This window comes from Microbacterium sp. CPCC 204701 (genome assembly GCF_004010105.1).
Taxonomy (GTDB): domain Bacteria; phylum Actinomycetota; class Actinomycetes; order Actinomycetales; family Microbacteriaceae; genus Microbacterium.
The window spans coordinates 1-1,671 of record NZ_RRYE01000515.1; the positions used below are offsets into that span (position 1 = coordinate 1).

The 1,671-nt window shown below is 73.5% G+C and carries 2 protein-coding genes; both read left to right on the forward strand.

From position 1 onward, the window contains the following. The coding region (locus tag EIO58_RS17395) for a DbpA RNA binding domain-containing protein (RefSeq protein WP_205789365.1) at window positions 1-450 on the forward strand (450 nt) is incomplete at its 5' end. A gap of 197 nt (window positions 451-647) precedes the next feature. Continuing rightward, on the forward strand, window positions 648-1,671 hold a 1,024-nt coding region (locus tag EIO58_RS17400), incomplete at its 3' end, for a hypothetical protein (RefSeq protein ID WP_127820498.1).

Genomic DNA, 1,671 nt, shown 5'->3' on the forward strand with positions numbered 1-1,671 from the left:
CCGCGTGAGCGCCGGGAGCGCACCGACCGCGACCGAGGCGATCGCCCCGACCGTCCCGAGCGCGGCGAACGCCCGGAACGTCGCGCTCCGCGCGAGGGCCTCGCGACCTACCGCATCGCGGTGGGCAAGCGCCACCGCGTCGAGCCGCGCCAGATCGTCGGCGCCCTCGCGAACGAGGGGGGGCTCCGCCGCGACGACTTCGGAGCGATCCAGATCATGCCCGCCTTCTCGCTCGTCGAGCTGCCGGCGAACCTGTCGCGCGAGACGCTCGACCGGCTCTCCGACACCCGCATCTCAGGACAGCTCATCGAGCTGCGCCCCGACTCGGGCCGCCCGCAGCGGCGCACCGACGGTGAGCGAAAGCCGTACCGCGACGACCGCGGCCCGCACCGCCCGAGCGTCCGCGACGGCGGCGACCGCAAGCCCCGCTACAAGCGCGGCGAGGGCTGAGGCATCCGTCGGCCGCTTCACGTGCTCTCGTCGAACCCGCGCTTCGTTGCGCCGACGGCGCGTGGTCACGGCGAGCACGTGATCTGAGCCCGCCGCGCACGCGCAGCACCCAGCCGTCGGCAACGCTGTGCGCGAACGAGGCTCCGACTCGTCCTCTCCCGCCAGCTTGCTCCCAGCCACGCCCGTAGGATCGATCCATGGCCGGATTCTGGGGCAAGCGCAAGCGTGAGCAGGAAGAGCTGGATGCACAGGACGCGGATCTCGCGCGAGGTGCCCAGAAGGCGCTGGTCGCCGCAGACGAGCGCATCCGCCTGACGACCGACGAGCTCGTCTTCGCCGAGGCGGAGCTCGGCCCCGAGGCGACGCGCGAACTGCGCGAGGCGCTCGATGCCGTGCGCACCCACTTGCAGGAGGCGTTCCACCTGCACCAGCTCAACCACGACGAGATCCCCGACACCCGCGAAGAGCTGCGCACTCGCAACGCCCGCATCTCGCAGCTGTGCGAGTGGGCCGAGGATCTGCTCGACGACCGCACCGACGCTCTCGCGGCTCGGATCGAGCGCGCCCGCCGCGCGCCCGAGATCATCGCCAAGGTGAGGGCGGATGCCGCGCGCCTGCGCCTGCGGGTGCCCGATGCCCGCTCGACCGTCCAGCGCATGAGCGCGCGGTACTCGGCGCACGCCCTGACGCAGATCGAGGCGAACCCCATCGAGGCCGAGCAGCTGCTCGGGTTCGCCGAGCACAGCGCCGGCGTGGCCGAACGCCGCCGCGAGGCCGGACAGCGCGAGCAGGCCAACATGGCGCTCGAGGCGGCCATGGAGTCTGTGCGCCGCGCCGAGACCCTGCTGGACGCGGTCGAGACGTTCGAGGTCGAGGCGCTGCGCGCCGAGTCGACGCTCGCCGCCATCGTGGAGGACTCCCGCGGCGACATCGCAGTCGCCCTGAAGGAGCCGCACTCCCCCACCGTCAGCGCGGCGATCGGCGAGCTGCAGGCAGCGCTGGCCGCCCTGCCCGCCGCGGGCGTGAACACCGACCCGTTCGAACAGCTCTCGCGTCTGCGCGAGGCGAACTCCGCCCTGGACGAGGCGATCGCGGTGGCCCGCGAGCGCGCGGCCAGGCCGATCCCGCCGCTCGAGCACGTGCGCCATGCGATCGACGACGCCGACCGCCAGCTGGCCGTCGCGCGTGACGTGATCGCGGGCCACCGCGGCTGGATCGGCG